At 57.2% G+C, this 376-nt stretch carries 1 protein-coding gene; it reads left to right on the plus strand.

Annotated features, from left to right (window positions below; all coding sequences use genetic code 11):
• Positions 1 to 13: 13 nt before the first annotated feature.
• A partial coding sequence (locus tag RZO55_RS14615) for a GTP-binding protein (RefSeq protein ID WP_318065005.1) occupies positions 14 to 376 on the plus strand: 363 nt, incomplete at its 3' end.

Below are 376 nucleotides of genomic sequence, written 5' to 3' on the forward strand. Positions count from 1 at the left end.
GTGAAGGACTCCCTTGAATCATTATGTTTTGGGAACCGCAGGACATATCGATCATGGAAAGACCGCCCTGACAAAGGCCCTCACCGGAATCGATACCGATCGACTGAAGGAAGAAAAGGAACGGCGCATTTCCATTGAGCCGGGCTTTGCCCCCCTTCAGCTCCCCTCCGGGTATCGGGTATCGATCGTGGACGTTCCCGGCCATGAGCGATTCATCCGGCAGATGGTTTCCGGCGTGGCCGGCATTGACCTGGCCCTGCTGGTGGTGGCCGCCGATGAAGGGGTGATGCCGCAAACTCGGGAACATCTGCAAATCATCGAGATGCTCAAGATCCCCCGCGGACTCATCGTTTTGACCAAGATGGATGTGGCGGAC

It is taken from the genome of Clostridium boliviensis (assembly GCF_033342255.1).
Classification (GTDB): domain Bacteria; phylum Bacillota; class Clostridia; order Lachnospirales; family Lachnospiraceae; genus Lacrimispora; species Lacrimispora boliviensis.